At 65.3% G+C, this 16,459-nt stretch carries 8 protein-coding genes, 1 other RNA gene and 2 pseudogenes; 7 read left to right on the top strand and 4 right to left on the bottom strand.

What is annotated here, in order from left to right; translation table 11 throughout:
- Positions 1-409 precede the first annotated feature (409 nt).
- From J7367_RS05860 to J7367_RS05850, 3 genes are all read left to right on the top strand, one after another.
- Complete coding sequence (locus tag J7367_RS05860) at positions 410-2,881, top strand: TonB-dependent receptor (RefSeq protein ID WP_176214990.1); 2,472 nt, start codon at positions 410-412, stop codon at positions 2,879-2,881.
- Between the two features lie 74 nt (positions 2,882-2,955).
- Positions 2,956-5,103 carry a phospholipase C, phosphocholine-specific gene (locus J7367_RS05855; RefSeq protein WP_057659613.1) on the top strand — a complete coding sequence of 716 codons (2,148 nt, stop codon included), beginning with the start codon at positions 2,956-2,958 and terminating at the stop codon, positions 5,101-5,103.
- 61 nt (positions 5,104-5,164) lie between these two features.
- A non-coding RNA gene (locus tag J7367_RS05850) (sX9 sRNA) lies at positions 5,165-5,241 on the top strand.
- 183 nt (positions 5,242-5,424) lie between these two features.
- On the opposite strand, the pseudogene J7367_RS05845 reads toward J7367_RS05850, so the two are convergent.
- Together J7367_RS05845 and bla are read right to left on the bottom strand one after the other, a co-directional pair.
- Positions 5,425-5,688: pseudogene (locus tag J7367_RS05845) on the bottom strand (alpha/beta hydrolase); the annotation flags it as partial.
- Positions 5,689-5,839: 151 nt separating this feature from the next.
- Positions 5,840-6,735, bottom strand: a pseudogene (bla, locus tag J7367_RS05840) (class A beta-lactamase).
- A 100-nt stretch (positions 6,736-6,835) separates the two neighbouring features.
- Between bla and ampR the strand changes: the two are divergent.
- Positions 6,836-7,711, top strand: coding sequence for a LysR family transcriptional regulator AmpR (gene ampR, locus J7367_RS05835; protein ID WP_057659617.1), 876 nt, complete (start codon positions 6,836-6,838; stop codon positions 7,709-7,711).
- A 15-nt stretch (positions 7,712-7,726) separates the two neighbouring features.
- On the opposite strand, the gene J7367_RS05830 is transcribed toward ampR, so the two are convergent.
- Together J7367_RS05830 and J7367_RS05825 are read right to left on the bottom strand one after the other, a co-directional pair.
- Positions 7,727-8,227 carry a YcxB family protein gene (locus J7367_RS05830; RefSeq protein WP_007964933.1) on the bottom strand — a complete coding sequence of 167 codons (501 nt, stop codon included), beginning with the start codon at positions 8,225-8,227 and terminating at the stop codon, positions 7,727-7,729.
- A 187-nt stretch (positions 8,228-8,414) separates the two neighbouring features.
- Positions 8,415-10,331 (bottom strand): ABC-F family ATP-binding cassette domain-containing protein, encoded by a 1,917-nt coding sequence (locus J7367_RS05825; RefSeq protein WP_042675375.1) that lies wholly within the window; start codon positions 10,329-10,331, stop codon positions 8,415-8,417.
- A 180-nt stretch (positions 10,332-10,511) separates the two neighbouring features.
- Between J7367_RS05825 and J7367_RS05820 the strand changes: the two genes are divergently transcribed.
- The 3 genes from J7367_RS05820 to J7367_RS05810 all read left to right on the top strand — a co-directional run bounded on the left by J7367_RS05820 (position 10,512) and on the right by J7367_RS05810 (position 16,433).
- The gene (locus tag J7367_RS05820) at positions 10,512-12,899 is read left to right on the top strand and encodes a TonB-dependent receptor (RefSeq protein ID WP_057659619.1); all 2,388 of its coding nucleotides are present in this window, start codon (positions 10,512-10,514) and stop codon (positions 12,897-12,899) included.
- A 447-nt stretch (positions 12,900-13,346) separates the two neighbouring features.
- Positions 13,347-13,772 carry a VOC family protein gene (locus J7367_RS05815; protein ID WP_007964927.1) on the top strand — a complete coding sequence of 142 codons (426 nt, stop codon included), beginning with the start codon at positions 13,347-13,349 and terminating at the stop codon, positions 13,770-13,772.
- Positions 13,773-14,045: 273 nt separating this feature from the next.
- The gene (locus J7367_RS05810) at positions 14,046-16,433 is read left to right on the top strand and encodes a TonB-dependent receptor (protein WP_022558709.1); all 2,388 of its coding nucleotides are present in this window, start codon (positions 14,046-14,048) and stop codon (positions 16,431-16,433) included.
- Positions 16,434-16,459: the final 26 nt, after the last annotated feature.

Raw genomic sequence — 16,459 nt, 5'->3', positions numbered from 1 at the left:
ACGCTGCAAGTACGTCCTTGTCAGCTCCGTGACGGCATCCATGCCGCCAAGGGTCCCGCGACGGTAAGCGGGCAAGGACCAGTCGAGTTGGTCGGTGCGCATAGCTCTCAATAAACAGCCAGGAAACCGTCTGGCGCGGTGTCCTCACCGCTTGCGGGACCGTTGGTGGCATGGATGCCGCATCGAGCCCCCATGGACGGGTTGACGGCGTGTCCCGCAAGCGGTGAGGGCACCGCGCCCGCGACCGACTCAGCTTCTGACTCAACCCGCTGACCAAACCCAAACCCGCTTCGCCCAACGGTTTCGTTAGCGCGCCTGGAAACATCCAAACAGCACTAAACAGTCGTCGCTTCACAACCCAGGCTGCGAACATCCAACGAGTGATCGAGACCACGCTTCCAGCGCGGTCATCATCACGCAACGCAATCGCGGCAGTCTTCCCAGATCCCCTTCCCCGCTGTGGATTTCAATGGATTCGATGTCCTCCTTGCGCGTGCGCCATCCTGCCACGCTCGCGTTACTGCTGGTTCCGCTCACCCTGCCCGCGTACGCACAGCAGGTTCCCGACGGCGCAACCCCCGACCCGGCCGCAGCCGTACCGGCCAGCGCTGACGAGCAAGTATCGACGCTGGATCAGGTGCAAGTGGTCGGCCAGGCAATGACCTATTCCAAGACCTCCGTCAGCAAGGAGATGCTGGACCGCCAGTTCGTGCTCGGCAGCGTCAACGATGCGCTCAACGAACTGCCCGGCGTGGTGGTGACCGAAGCCGATGCCTTCGGCTCGTCGGATTGGGGCACGCAAATCAGCATGCGCGGCTTCGTCAGCAATCGCGATACGCAGCAGATCGGCACCACGATCGACGGCGTGCCCAATGGTGGCTCGGCGTACGGCGGTGGCTCCAAGGCCAACCGCTTTATCGACATGCCGGATCTGGAAACGGTGGAAGTGAGCCAGGGCACCGCCGACATCGCCTCGCGCTCCAACGAGGCGCTGGGCGGCACCTTGAATTACCTCACCAGCGAACCGCTGGAAACGCAGCGTGTGCGCGTGATCGGCGGCATTGGCGATAACCAGGCGCGCAAGTACTACGCGCGCTACGACACCGGCCTGATCGGCGGCAATACGCGTGCATGGGTCAGTGGCTCGTCGGCACGCAACGACGACTGGATCGACGGCAGCGGCCACACCAGCCGCGATCACCTGGCCGGCAAGTTCGTCAGCGTGTTGAATCAGTGGACGCTCAGCGGCTACGCCTCTTACGACGATGCCGACGAATCCGAATACGCCAGCGTGACCCCGCAGCAATTCGCACGCGACCCCGAGCACGACCTGCTGACCGGCACGCTCACCGGCATTCCGTATCTGGACCAGAACTATCGCTCCGGCTCGCGTGCATTACGCAAGAATACGTTTGGCTACGTGCGTGGCGCGTTTGATGGCGGCAGCGGCTTCAAGACCACGCTGACCGGCTATGCCCACCGCATGCAGGGGCGCGGCGACTGGATTCCGCCGTATCTGGTGGATGTCAGCAACGATGGCGCCGGCATGCCGGAATCCGAGGCGCGTGGCGGCAACACCGTGTATGGCGGCAGCGATCTGGGCAAGCTGTATTACCTCACCCCCGGCGGCGCAGCTGCCACCATGCTGGCCGGCTGTGCCGGCAGCGATGCGATGCCGGCCCAATCCAATCCGGCCTGCTATCCGGCCGGTTCGGTGCCAGTGCAATCGTATCGACATAGCCACTACGACAATCACCGCGCCGGCGCGATGGCCGATGTGGAATGGCGGACCGATCTCGGCGCCATCGACAACACCGTGCGTGCCGGTGCCTGGCTGGAGCGCGTTGAGCGCAGCGTCACCCGCGACTGGCACCGCCTGCTCAACGTCGGCACCAACATCAGCTTCGATCATCAGCCGTATTGGGTGCAGTTCAAGGATAACTACCAGACCGACGAGCAGATGTATTACCTGGAAGACGTGATGCGCTATGGCGCATTCGCCTGGCGCGTAAGCGTAAAGCAATTCTTCGTCGACCAGACCCGCGACCGCCGCATCGGCGATGCGCAGCACCTGCAATCGGATTCGCATTCCGACCCGCTGCTGTCGGCCGGCCTGACCTGGACGACACCGGTGCAGGGCCTGGAAGCCTTTGCCGGTTACTCGCAGAACTTCGCCGCGATTCCGTCCGGCGTGCTGGGCGAAACCGACCCGGTCGCACTGAGCCGGGTGAAACCGGAAACCGCCGACAACATCGAACTCGGCCTGCGTGTCAGCCGCTGGCCGTTGACCGGCAGCGTCACGCTGTACGACATTCGCTTCGACAACCGCATCGTGTATGTGCCGGCCAACTTCGTCACCGGTATCGATTACCTGGGCGAAACCGACGGCGTGTACGAAAACTTCGGCGGCGTGCATGCGCGCGGCGTGGAAGCAGCGCTGGGCTACGGCTGGGACAACGGCTGGCGCATCAATGGCGCCTACACCTACAACAAGGCCGATTATCTCGGCAGCGGCGATGCCGCGCGCGATACCGCATTGGAGATCACGCCCGGTGCACAGGTGGTCGGCCAACCGCGCAATACGCTGGTGGTGTCGGCCGACTGGCGCGGTCAGGCATGGCGCTTCGGTGTCTCCGGACGCTACCTGGGCAAGCGCTACCTGGACGCATCCAACCGCGCCGCACTCGATGGCGTGACCACCTTCGATGCCAATCTGGGGGTGGAGCTTTCGCAACTGACCTCGCAGCTCAAAGGCCTGCAGCTGGCGCTCAACGTCAGCAACCTCACCGACAAGCGCTATCTGGAAGGCGTGGACGGCAGCGACAGCGCCTTTATTGCCGCACCGCGCACCGTGGGCCTGACCCTGACGCTGGACCTGTAACGGTGAACTGCCATGCTATGCGATGCCCGCACCAGACATCGGTGCGAGCGGTCCTTCCGATGCGATGAGCCCACATGATCGATCTGCCCCGACGCCGCCTGCTGCAAGCCGGCTTCACCAGCGGCGCGGCCGCATTGCTGCCCAGCATCGCGCGCGCCGCCGCCATCGCGCCGGACCGCCGCAACGGCACGCTGGAGGATCTTCAGCATGTGGTGATCCTGATGCAGGAAAACCGCGCGTTCGATCATTACTTCGGCGCGCTGCCCGGGGTGCGCGGGTTCGGCGACCGTTTCCCGATTCCTGCGCCGCCCTTGCCGGGCGCACCGGCGCGCACGGTGTGGCTGCAACCCAGCGAGGACGGCCGGCAGTGGCTGACGCCGTTCGCGTTGGACACCGCCGCGCAGTTCGGCTTCATGCGCGTCAAGGGCACCCCGCATAGCTGGCCGGATGCACAACAGGCCTGGGACCATGGCCGGCTCGGGCACTGGGCCGCCGCCAAGCACAATCATGCGCTGGGCTATTACACGCGCGCGGACATTCCCTTCCAGTACGCGCTGGCCGATGCCTTTACCGTCTGCGATGCGTACCACGCTGCGATCCAGACCGGCACCAATTCCAATCGCGTGTTCCTGTGGACCGGCGGCAACGATCCGCAGGCGCGCGCAGGCGGCCCGGTGATCGGCAATTCGCACGACAACTTTGCGGAACTGGGCGGTTTTGCCGAGCCATATCACTGGGGCACCTACGTCCAGGCGCTGCAGCACGCCGGTGTGTCCTGGCAGATCTATCAGGACATGGCAGACAACTTCACCGACAACCCATTGGCCGGCTTTGCGGCATTTCGACAGGCGTACAGCGCCGCGCCCGGACACGACCCGCAACTGCGCGCGCGTGGCGTGAGCACGCGCGGTCTGGCGCAGCTGCGCGAGGACGTACTGGGCGGGCGCCTGCCTGCGGTGAGCTACATCATTGCCGATGCGGCCGGCAGCGAGCATCCGGATCCGTCCAGCCCCGCCCAGGGTGCGGCCTACACCGCACGCGTGCTGGATGCGCTCACTGCCGATCCGGCGGTGTGGAGTCGCACCGCCTTGCTGGTGATGTTCGACGAGAACGACGGCTTCTTCGACCATGTGCCGCCGCCCGCGCCACCGTCGCCGGATGCACGCGCAACTGGCGGGTTTGCCGGCGCATCGACGATTGCCACCGACGACGACTATCACCGCCACCCGGCACCGGGCGAACAGAAAGTGGATCTTCCCGCGCTACGCGGGCGGCCGTATGGGCTTGGCCCGCGCGTGCCGATGTATCTGGTCTCGCCATGGAGCCGCGGCGGCTGGGTGGATTCGCAGGTGTACGACCACACCTCGGTGCTGCGTCTGCTGGAACGCCGCTTCGGCGTGCCTGCGCCGGAGATCACGCCCTGGCGGCGTGCGGTGTGCGGCGACTTGACCAACGCCTTCGATTTCCGCCAGACCGATGCGCGCCCCTTCGCCGCCGCGCTGCCCGATGTCGGCGCAACCGCAGCGCGCGCAGCAGCCTTGCGCGAGCACGCACTGCCGCCGTTGCCGGCCACGTTGCAGCCGCCCGAGCAACCGTTCGGCGTGCGCCGCTCTCGCGCGCTGCCGTATCGTCCCAGCGTGGAGCTGATCTACCTGCCCGAGCGCGGCGAAGTGAACCTCCGCATGGCCAACGCGGGCGCGGCGGCGGTGCTGCATGTCCACGACCGCTTCGATCTGGCCGCAATTCCGCGCCGCTATACGGTGGGGAATGGCGCCACCGTGGACGGCACGTGGACCACCTACGACGGCCGCTACGATCTGTGGCTGCTCGGTCCCAACGGCTTCCATCGTCACTATCGGGGCGATGTGGGTGCACCGCTGCTGGTGGCCGAGATGGCGCGGGATCCGAACGATTCCGCATCCGTGTCGCTATCGCTGCGCAATGCTGGCAGCACGGCCCTGCAGGTGGAGCTGCAACCGGGCGCGTACGCAGCCGCACAGCCGCACGAACGCCTCAGCATTGCACCCGGCACCACTGAACAGCGGCACTGGAAGGCGGCGGCAACCGGCGGCTGGTACGACCTGTGGGTGAACCACGACGGCGTGGCCCAGCGTCTGGCCGGGCGCATCGAAACCGGCGCAGACAGCGTCAGCGACCCGGCCATGGGTGGGCCGGCGCGGCTGCAGCAAGAGCTGCCTGTCTTGACCGGCGCACTCGATTAAGAGCGGCTTACCCAACGACTGCGCGCTCCGCCACGCGTGCGCGGTCGACGCCAGGTGCGGCATGTCCCACGCGTACACGGCGGTTCCGAGCGCAAGGTCCACATCCGCCGGACGACTACTCGCTACGTTTTGGTAGCCGCTCCAAGCCTTTGCGGCTCTGAATGCGCTGAGCGTGCAGATGGCTGCGCGGTCGGCGGGCTTGCGCACGGTTGCACTCAGCGCGCGCCAGGTGCGTCCGGCAGGGCAACCATCGCTGACCAGGTTTCCACCAGCGGCGGCCCATGTGCGATCGGCAGTGTGGCCGCGCGCAGGCCGAACGCAGCAGATGTCCGTCCCTTCCAGAACCATGGCCAGGACTTGATCGCTACCGCCGGGGAACACCAGCACCGCCGCACGGGTGTTGCGACCCTTGGGCGCGTAGACCGTCATTGTCGGGCGGATGACAGCGCTCACCTTGGTCCATGGGAAGCGCCCCTCGCCGATGCCCACCGCCGCTGGCTTCGGATGGCAAACCGCATCAGGCACCGCTTGCGGCCAGAGCGGTATCTCGACCTAGCCAGGCGCTGGCTGCCAGGCAGCGGCCATTACGAGCCCATGCACAAACAACAGCGCAACCGCCGCACACCAATGACGCAGCTTGATTTGCGCTGTGAACTGCTGAAAAGCCGACAGGTAACAGCGAGCACGTCGTGGGTTCACACGCGAATGAAACGTGGAAAACAGTTGGCGGTTGCACTCAACCTGCGATGCTCTCGCGTACCGCAACTGCCACCGCCTTCAACGCCGCATCGCGTGCCGCGTCGTCGACCTTGGCGCCGTTCAAGTACGTGGTCAGCAGCAGTGGCCCCCTGCCCTTCGGCGGCCAGAGGATGGCGATGTCGTTGCGCGTGTCGGTGCCGTTGCTGCCGGTCTTGTCGCCGATCTTCCAGCCGGCCGTGAGCCCCGCACGCAGGCAATCGTCTCCGGTGCGGTTGTCGATCATCCAGTCGGTCAGCTGTTTGCGCGAGGCTGGCTGCAGCGCGTCGCCAAGCAGCAGCGTGCGCAGCGTGGCCGCCATTGCCGCAGGCGTGGTGGTATCGCGGGGGTCGCCGGCGGCGAACCGGTTCATCTCCGGTTCGTAGCGGTCGGTGCGGGTCTGGGCATCGCCGATGCCGCGCAGGAATGCAGTCACGCCGGCCGGGTCGCCAACCAGCGGGAACAACAGATTGGCGGCAGGGTTGTCGCTGTAAATCATCGTGGCCCGGCACAGTTCGCCGATACTCAGCGAACCGCCGACATGGCGTTCGGTCACCGGGGCATGCTCGAGCATGTCGGAAGCGCGGATCTTGACCTGCCGTGCCAGCGTCAGCTTGCCCTGGTCCACCTGCTGCAGCACCGCGGCAGCCAATACACAAATTTGAAGGTGCTGCACATCGGAAAGCGCTCGTCCTCGCGCTGCCCGAGGCGCTTGCCGGTGGCGCTGTCGAGCAGGCAGATGCCCAGGCGGCCGCCAGTGCCACGTTCGATCTGCGCCCACCGTGCCCGCAGCATGTCGTCCACGTTCACCGCGGGGGTGAGCGCACACGCGGGTCTGGACGCTGCAAGCAGCACGCCCGCGCCGGTTGCGTACAGGAACTGTCGCCGATTCAACATGCGGTTGCCTCCTTGAGAGAGCCCGCAGTATCGATGCGCACGACGCAGCCGACCATCGCGATGTTTCGATCTCAGGCATGAATTGGACTAATCTCTGCCCATGCCCCGACCCCGCCTGCCGCTCAATGCCCTGCGCGCGTTCGAAGCCGCCGCGCGCCATCAGAATCTGACCCGCGCGGCCAACGAGTTGTGCGTCAGCCAGGCCGCGCTGAGTCACCAGATCAAGGCGCTGGAGCAGCAGCTGGGCACCAGCCTGTTCCACCGCCTGCCGCGCGGGGTGGCACTGACCGACGAAGGCGCCGCGCTGGCACCGGTGCTCGGCGAGGCCTTCGACCGCATCGCCGCCACCTTGGAACGCTTCGCCAATGGCCGTTACCGTGAGGTGCTCAGCGTGGGCGTGGTCGGCACCTTCGCCACCGGCTGGCTGTTGCCGCGGCTGGCGGCATTTCATGCAGCGCATGCGGATATCGAGCTGCGCCTGTCCACCCACAACAACCGCGTCGACCTGGCCGGAGAAGGCCTGGATCTGGCCATCCGCTTCGGCGATGGCGACTGGCAGGGCCAGGTTGCCGAAGCGGTGATGGAAGCGCCCTTTGCGCCGGTGTGTGCGCCGGCAATGGCGCGCGGCTTGGGCGTGCCGGAGGATCTGGCGCGCGTGCCGTTACTGCGCTCGTATCGTCTGGATGAGTGGCCGCAGTGGTTTCGCGCGGCGCGTGTGACGGAGGTGCCCGCGCGCGGCACCATGTTCGATTCGTCGCTCACCCTGGCCAGCGCAGCGGCAGCCGGTGCCGGCGTGGCGTTGTTGCCGCTGCCGATGTTTCGCCAGGACCTGGATGCCGGGCGCCTGGTCTGCCCGTTCCCGATCGCCATCGATGCCGGGCGCTACTGGCTGACGCGGCTACGCTCGCGGCCGCAAAGCGACGCCGGGCGCCGGTTGCGCGATTGGCTACTGGCCGAACAGCACGGCAGCAGCTGAGCAGCACTGCCGCGCTTAGGACGCCTTGGACGTCTTTCCCACCTGCACCGCCAGCTGACGAAACGCCTCGTACTGCGCCCTGTCGGCGAACCAGTGCGGGCAGAACAGCTCGAACAGCCGGTCGTTGTGGTACAGCAGCAGCACCCGCTCGTTTTCGCGGATGCGGATGTAATCGGACCAGGGGCGACGCAGATGGCCGTCCGCCCAGGTGATTTCCAGTGCGTTCTCGTCCCATGCATAGGTGTAGGGATGCCGCAGCGCGGCCTGCTGCGCGTGCAGGCGTTTGATCCGCCGTGGCAGGCCCCACACGTGCAACAGCGCCAGGCCGATCAACCCGCCGCCACCGCTGCCGATCAGCACCTGGCCAATGATCTCGTTCGCGTCACTCAGTTGCAGCACCACTACGCCGACCAGCAGCAGAACAGCCAGAAACACCATCACACGTTTGGACGACTGACGCGCATGCAGGCGCTGTGCGGCCAGATGGTCTTCCAGGCTGATGGTGGCGGTGATCATGGGCAACCTCCTTGTTGGGCTCCAGGCGCAGCGTAACCCAGCGGTATTTGTCGTGACTAACGACAGGTAGCGCAATCGGCAGGCGGGTACGAACCGTGCGCAGAACCACAACGTAAGAGGGTTACCTGCCGCACCGCGCACCGGCCGCAGCCACCCGATGGCTGCGCAGTCGTATTGTCAGCCGCTCTTACGCACCGTCGATCAACTCCATCCACGCCGCCTCTGCCTCAGCCAGCTGCAGCGCGGTTGCTTCGCGGTCGCGTCCGAGCACGGCCATCTTCTCGCTGTCGGCGTAGTTGCCGGGATTGGCCAGCTCGCGATCCAGCGCAGCAAGCGCCGCTTCCAGCTCGCCGACGCGCTTTTCGGCGCTGGCCAGCTTGTGCGGGTTGACGGCTTTTTTCGGCGGCAGCGGCTTGGTGGGCGGTGGCGGAGTCGGCGCCACTTCGGCCATCTTCTGCTTGGTGCCCTGCGCAGCCGGGCGACTACGCAACCAGGCCGCGTATTCGTCCAGGTCGCCGGCGAACGGCTCGACCACGCCATCGGCCACGCGCCAGAAACTGTCGCAGACCAGGCCGATCAGATGGCGGTCGTGCGAGACCATCACGATGGCCCCCTCAAAATCGCTCAGCGCCTCGGCCAGCGCTTCACGCATTTCCAGGTCCAAGTGGTTGGTCGGTTCGTCGAGCAGCAGCACGTTCGGCTGCTGCCAGGCGATCAACGCCAGCGCCAGACGCGCGCGCTCGCCGCCGGAGAAGCCATCCACCACTTCGAAGGCGCGGTCGCCGGCGAAATTCCATTTACCCAAAAAATCGCGAAACGCCTGATTGGCGCCATCCGGCGACAGCTCGCGGAAGTGGTCCATCGGCGATTGGCCTTCGTGCAGCGATTCCACCGTGTGCTGGGCGAAGTAACCGATGCGCAAATCCGGATGCGCGCTGCGCTCGCCAGATAGTGGCGCCAGCTCGCCCACCAGCGTTTTGACCAGCGTCGACTTACCCGCGCCATTGGGCCCAAGCAAACCAATCCGGTCACCCGCCTCTAGCCCGAATCCAACATCATGCAGCACGGTAATGGCATCGCTGGAACCACGCTTTTGCGATTCCCCATTCCCGATTCCAGAATCCCGCGGCGCAGCGGCATAGCCGCAAGCGGCATGATTCAACCGAATCAACGAAAACGGCAGACGATTGGGCTGCGCGAACTGGATGCGAAACTCGCGCTCGGCGCGCACCGCCTCGGTGCCGGCCATCTTGGCCAGGCGCTTCATGCGGCTCTGCGCCTGGGTCGCCTTGCTGGCCTGCGCCTTGAAGCGGTCGATGAAGCTCTGCAGATGCGCGCGCTCGGCCTGTTCCTTGTCGTGCGCGATCTGTTGCTGACGCAAATGTTCGATGCGCTGGCGTTCGAAATCGGTGTAGCCACCGACATACAGCTTGGCGGTGCCGCCATGCAGGTGCAGGGTGTGGGTGGCCACGTTGTCGAGAAATTCGCGGTCATGCGAAATCAGCAGCAGCGTACCCGGGTACTTGAGCAGCCACTGCTCCAGCCACAGCACCGCATCCATGTCCAAGTGGTTGGTCGGTTCGTCGAGCAGCAGCAGGTCGCTGGGCATCATCAGCGCGCGCGCCAGATTCAGCCGCACGCGCCAGCCGCCGGAGAACGACGACACCGCGCGATGGTGCGTGTCTGCTGGAAATCCCAGACCGTGCAGCAACTTGCCGGCGCGCGCTTCGGCGTCGTAGGCACCGATCTCGGCCATTTTCTGGTGTGCGTTGGCCACCGCCTCCCAGTCTTCGCGCGCGGTGGCTGCGGCTTCTTCCTGCAGCACCGCGGAGACTTCGATGTCCCCGCCCAGTACGAACGACAGCGCCGGGTCGGGCAAGGACGGGGTTTCCTGCGAAACGCTGGCCGTGCGCACTTTGCCGGGCAGATCGACATCGCCCTTGTCGGCCTCCAGCTCGCCCTTCACCGCAGCGAACAGGCTTGACTTGCCGGTGCCGTTACGGCCCACCACACCGACGCGGTAGCCGGCGTGCATGGTCAGGTCGACATTGGAGAGCAGCAGACGCTCGCCGCGTCGCATGGAGAAGTTACGCAGGGAAATCATTGATGGACAGTCCAATAGAACGAAAAGGAATGAGCAGATGAGCAGCATTCCTGCGACGCCATTCTAGCGTTAACGAATAATTAGCGCCTTCAGCGTGGCCGCCGTCTTCTTCGCCCTCCCGCGACCGCCGCCTGCCTAGCCTTGCCTGGTCCTGCCTGGACCCACGTTTTTGGAGTTGTCATGAACACCCCCGTTTCCGCGCTTGCGACCGCCGTGGTCGCTGCACTGCTTGCCTCCCCCGCCCTGGCCCAGACCGCCGCGCCGGCGACTGCCCCGGCCAACACCCTGGATACGGTCATCGTCACCGGCACCCGCGTGTCGGACCGCACCGTGGCCGAGTCGCAGTCGCCGATCGACATCATCAGCGCCGAATCGCTGCAGGCCACCGGCACCCCGGAACTGGCCACCGCGCTGGCGCGCGCCCTGCCCTCGTTGAACTTCCCGCGCCCGGCGCTGAGCGATGGCACCAGCGCGATCCGCCCCGCGCAGCTGCGCGGCCTGTCGCCCGATCAGGTGCTGGTGCTGGTCAATGGCAAGCGCCGCCATACCTCCTCGCTGCTCAACCTCAACGGCACCATTGGTCGCGGCGCGGCGGCGGTGGATCTGAACACCATCCCGGTCGCGGCCATCGCACGGGTGGAAGTGCTGCGCGACGGCGCCTCGGCCCAATACGGCTCCGACGCCATTGCCGGTGTGGTCAACATCGTGCTCAAGGGCGCAGAAAAGGGCGGCAGCCTGCAAGCCGGCTTCGGCCAGTATTCGGCGGGCGACGGCAACAACTACGAGCTCTCCGGCGACACCGGCGTGGCCTACGGCGGCGACCGCGGCTGGCTGCACGTCGCCGCCCAGCTCAACCAGCAGGATCCCACCGACCGTGCGCGCGCCTATGCCGGCGCGCCCAGCGTCTCGCAGCCGGCAGTCGGCCAGAAGGCGTTCAAGATCGGCGACCCGGAGGTCAATGCGCAGGCGGTCTCGGCCAATACCGAATTCGCCTTCAGCGACAGCATCACCGGCTATGCGTTCGCCACCGCCAGCAACCGCGACATCACCTCGTTCGCGTTCTTCCGCGCGCCGGGCAGCACCACCCAGAATATCTTGTCGATCTATCCGCAGGGCTTCCTGCCGGAAATCCAGACCTACGCCAAGGACCGCTCGCTGGTGGCCGGCGTGCGCGGTTCCACCGCCAGCGGTTGGGACTGGGACGCCAGCTACAACTACGGCTACAACCGCATCGATTTCCATACCCGCAATACGCTCAATGTGAGCCTGGGCCCGACCTCGCCCACCTCGTTCTACGACGGCGCGCTGGAAACCACGCAGAACATCGTCAACCTGGACGTCAAGCGCGGTTTCGACTGGGGCCTGGCCTATCCGGTGACGGTGGCCTTCGGCGCCGAGTACCGCAACGAAAAGTGGAACCAGTCACCGGGCGAAGTGGGCTCGTATTTCCAGACCGGCACACTGGCCGGCGGCGCGCAGGGCTTCGGTGGATTCGCGCCCAGCGTCTCGGGCCAGTACTCGCGCGACAGCTACGCGCTGTATGCGGATCTGGAAGCCGACTTCACCGACAAGTTCTCTGCCGGCCTGGCCGGGCGGTACGAGGACTTCAGCGATTTCGGCAGCCAGGCCTCGGGCAAGTTGTCGGCGCGCTACGCCTTCACCGACAGGATCGCGTTGCGCGGCACGGTGTCGTCGGGCTTCCGCGCGCCATCGCTGGCGCAGCAATATTTCCAGTCCACCAGCACCACCTTCCTGGCCGGCAACCCGAACCCGTTCGAGATCCGCACCTTCCCCGCCGACAGCAACGTAGCGCGCGCGCTCGGCGCCGAACCGCTGGATGCGGAAACCTCGCTGTCCTACAGCCTGGGCCTGGTGCTGCAGCCGACCGATGCGCTCTACCTCACCGTGGATGCATACCAGATCGATGTGGACGACCGCATCGTGCTGTCGTCCAACCTCACCGGCACCGGCGTGCGCAGCCTGCTGGAATCGCAGGGCATCTTCGGCATCAACGGCGGGCGCTACTTCACTAATGCAGTGGACACGCGCACGCGCGGCGTGGACGTGGTGGGGAGCTACCGCTGGCAGCTGGCCGCCAGCAGCGTGGACCTGACCGCCGGCTACAACTACTCGGAAACCGAGGTGCGCAGCGTGGCCGCCAACCCGGCAGCGTTGTCGGCCAACGGGCTGAGCCTGGAGCGCATCGACCGCACCGAGCGTGGCCGCATCGAAGAAGGCTTCCCGCGCGACAAGTTCCTGATCAACGGCAGCTGGAACCTGGAGCACTGGACGCTGGCACTCGGGGCCACGCGCTACGGCAAGTACAGCACCCGCCCGGCAGACGCGAGCAACGACCAGACCTTCGGTGCCAAGTGGGTGGTGGATGCATCGGCCAGCTACAAGGTCGACCGTTGGACGCTGACGCTGGGCGCAGACAATGTGCTGGATGAATATCCGGACGAAAACAGCTTCGCCAATTCCACCAGCGGGCAATTCCCCTACAGCAACCTGTCGCCGTTCGGCTTCAACGGTGCGTATGTGTATGGGCGCATCAACTACCGCTGGTAAGCGCTGCGCTTGAGCAGCCGATCTCGTCCTCGTGATCGTGAGGCGGGCGATGCGATCGGCCATCTCGCGATCAGCACGAGGCATCCGCAGCCTGCGCCGTGATCGAGAACGCGGCGTCGATGCACGCATGGCAATCTTCGACATCGAGAGTCGACCACACGCCCCGGCCAGCCCGGGGCGTGTGCGTATCGGCCAGGCGTTGCCTACGGCCTCTTTGGAGCGGCAAACACACTCACTGCCAGCGCCAGGCGGACGCAGCCGGTGCTCGGTGCTCGGTGCAGCATCGACCATGCGTGCACCGCGGTTGGTGTGCGCCGTCTGCGCGCACCTGGCAACTACGCGCCACGCTCTGGAAGCCGCCCTGCGCACCGCATCGCTGCGAGGTGAAGAACAGCCGGCAGCTGCGGTGGTATCAACTGTGCTCCCGTCATTGCCGGAGCACGCTCCATGCAAACATCGCAGCTGTCGCGCGGACGCTTGATCGACCATCTGCACCTGGTGGTGCAGGACCTACCGGCCAGCCGGCGCTTCTACCAGGCTGTGCTGGACGTGCTCGGCATTCCGGTCGGTGGCGAAGGCGACGGCTTCTTCTGGGCCGACGAACTGTTCGTCTCCGACCGCAACACGGTGGCACAAGGTGTGCTGACCGGCCGCCATCACCTAGCGTTTCAGGCACGCGATGTGGCGATGGTGCAGGCCTTCCATCAGGCGGCACTCGCCCATGGGGGTCGCGACAATGGTGCGCCCGGCCAGCGCCCCTATCACCCGCACTACTACGCTGCGTTCGTGCTCGATCCGGACGGCAACAACATCGAAGCGGTCTTCCATGGTGTTGCGCAACGCAGTGCAGATGCGGTGCAGATCACATTCTGATGCGCAAGTTTCATAACTGGTATTGCCGTCCACTATGGTGCAAGCGAGCGCCCGCCGCAGCAAGTCTGGTGCACGCGTCGCATCAATTTGGTGCACGATGACAACGTTGCCAGTAGCACGACAGGGATGACAGTTGCTTGCGCAACGTAACCAAAATTTGACATGCGGTTACACGTGGTTAATGGTTGAGAACGCACCGCAGCTGCCGCGATGGACGCGGCCCGGGAGGGGGCCCCTGCGATGCATCCGTTCCCCACTCGGAGTTGTCACCGCATGAATTGCAAGACCAGTCCACTCGCAGTCGCCGTTGTTCTTGCACTGTCGTTTTCCGCTTCAACCGCATCTGCACAGTCGCAGGCGCCGACCCAGAAAACACTCGACACCCTGATCGTGACCGGCACGCGTGTGGCCGATCGCACGGTCGCCGAATCGGCATCGCCGATCGACATCATCTCGCCGCAGGCACTGGAATCGACCGGTACCACCGAATTGGCGACCGCGCTTTCACGCGCGATTCCCTCGCTCAATTTTCCGCGCCCGGCCATCTCCGACGGCTCTGACGCGGTGCGTCCGGCACAGCTGCGCGGCCTGTCGCCCGATCAGGTGCTGGTGCTGGTCAACGGCAAGCGCTACCACAGCACGGCGTTGATCAATCTCAACGATACCCAGGGGCGTGGCTCTTCGCCGGCAGACCTCAACACCATTCCGATCGCCGCGGTGGAGCGCATCGAAGTGCTGCGCGATGGTGCATCGGCGCAATACGGCTCGGATGCCATCGCCGGCGTGATCAATGTCGTGCTCAAGGGCAGCGGCGAAGGCGGCAGCATCAATGGCCGCTATGGCAAGTACAGCGCTGGCGACGGCGAGCAGTATCAGTTGTCCGGCGATGCCGGTTTCAGCTTCGCCGGCACCGGCAAGGTGCACCTGGCCGCACAGGCCGGGCACTCGGATCAGACCAACCGCGCGTTGCCCTTCCAGGGCCGTGTGGAGCAACGTTACGGCGACCCCGACATCGACCAGGGCGCGCTTTCGTTCAACGGCGAATACAGCCCCACCGATTACCTCACCTTCTATTCGTTCGGCATGGTCAGCCGGCGCGAAGTATTGTCCAACGGCTATTTCCGTTTTGCCGGCGATAATCGCAACCGCCCGGAAATCTATCCGGACGGCTTCCTTCCGCAGATCTACAACGTCAGCAAAGACGTCTCGTGGGTAGGCGGTCTGAAGACCTCAACCGAAGGTGGCTTGAACATCGATCTGAGCTACAACTACGGCCAGAACAATCTCACCTTCGATGTGCGCAACAGCTTGAACAACAGCCTCGGCGTGACCAGCCCGACCGACTTCCACGCCGGTACGCTGGAAGTGACACAAAACGTGCTTAATGCCGATTTCACCAAGACGCTGGATTGGGGCCTGGCCTATCCGGTGACGCTGGCCTTCGGTGCCGAATGGCGCGGCGAGAAGTTCAACCAGTCGCCCGGCGATGCGGCGTCCTCGGCCAACGGCGGTATTCCCTCGGCCAACGGATCGTTGATTCCCGGCGCACAGGTGTTCCCGGGCTTCAAGCTCTCCGACGCCGGTTACTACAACCGCAACAGTCATTCGGTCTACGCCGATCTGGAAGCGGATCTGACCGAAAAATTGTCGGCCGGGCTGGCAGGGCGCTACGAGAAGTACAGCGACTTCGGCGACACCGCCACCGGCAAGCTGTCGCTGCGCTATGCCTTTACCGACAAGGTGGCGGTGCGTGCGACTGCGTCCACCGGCTTCCGCGCGCCGTCGCTGCAGCAGCAGAACTTCCAGTCGATCGCCACCCAGTTCCTCAACGTGGCACAGCCCAACGGCACGGTGACCGCGATTCCGTTCGAGATCGGCACCTTCCGTACCGATAACCCTGCCGCGATTGCGCTCGGTGCCGAACCGCTCAAGGCCGAAGAATCCAAGAATTACGGCCTGGGCGTGGTGTTGCAGCCGGTGGAGAATCTGTACATCACGGTGGATGCATATCGCATCGATATCGACGATCGCATCGTGCTGTCTGAAAACCTCACCTCCAATGCGGTCCGCAACTACCTGCAGGCCAATGGCTTCCCGGGCATCGGTGGCGGGCGCTACTTCACCAATGCGGTAGACACCAAGACCCAAGGCGTGGATGCGGTCGGCACCTATCGCTGGAACCTGGATGGCGGCAGCGTAGAGCTGACCTCCGGCTACAACTACAACAAGACCGAAATCAAACGCATCGCCGACAACCCGGCAGCGCTGATGGCGATCGACCCGAGTGCGGTGCGCATCGGCCGCGCCGAAATCGGCCGTATCACCGAAGGCACGCCGCGCGACAAGTTCTTCCTCGGCGGTACCTGGTCGCCGGGCAACTGGTCGTTCACCGGCACCGCCACGCGCTGGGGCGAGTTCAGCACGTTCGGCACCAACGCCGGCAGCGACCAGACCTACGCGGCCAAGTGGACGCTGGATCTGGCCGCGTCCTACAAGTTGGGCGCGTGGAACTTCACCGTTGGTGGCGACAACGTGCTCAACGAGTATCCAGACCGCCAGCAAGCCGGTTTGGGCACGCGCACCTACCTGCCCTACAGCAGCGCCTCACCGTTCGGTTTCAACGGCGCGCTGGTCTATGCAAACGTGAATTACAAGTGGTAACTCCCAAGTGCCGGTCGGCCACGACC

The organism is Xanthomonas sp. D-36-1 (assembly GCF_017746155.1).
GTDB lineage: Bacteria > Pseudomonadota > Gammaproteobacteria > Xanthomonadales > Xanthomonadaceae > Xanthomonas > Xanthomonas cissicola.
Note: the sequence above shows the minus strand (reverse complement) of the source record. Positions and strands in the feature narration are given on the sequence as shown.